1 protein-coding gene is annotated in these 398 nt (G+C 69.1%); it reads left to right on the top strand.

The features are described 5' to 3' along the window. Window positions 1-398, top strand: a 398-nt coding sequence (locus EOA32_RS38060; protein ID WP_128374354.1) for an aldehyde dehydrogenase family protein, incomplete at both ends; no start/stop codon positions are given.

Below are 398 nucleotides of genomic sequence, written 5' to 3' on the forward strand. Positions count from 1 at the left end.
GTCCGCGACCAGGCCGGGAAAGCCGCGCTTTGCTTTCCAAGGCCGCCGAGGTGATGGCCTCCAAGGTCGGCGAATTCACCAGGCTGATGATGGAGGAGACCGGAGCGACCGGGCCATGGGCCGGCTTCAACGTCATGCTGGCCGCCAACATGCTGCGCGAGGCAGCCGCCATGACGACGCAGATCTCGGGCGAGATCATCCCCTCGGACAAGCCGGGCACGCTTGCCATGGCGATCCGCCAGCCGGCCGGCGTCTGCCTCGGCATCGCGCCCTGGAACGCACCCGTCATTCTCGGCACCCGCGCGCTGGCGATGCCGCTCGCCTGCGGCAACACGGTGGTGCTCAAGGCCTCCGAGATGTGCCCCGGCACGCATCGCCTGATCGGCCAGGTGCTGGTC

The sequence above is a fragment of the Mesorhizobium sp. M1A.F.Ca.ET.072.01.1.1 genome, from assembly GCF_004023325.1.
Lineage (GTDB): Bacteria > Pseudomonadota > Alphaproteobacteria > Rhizobiales > Rhizobiaceae > Mesorhizobium.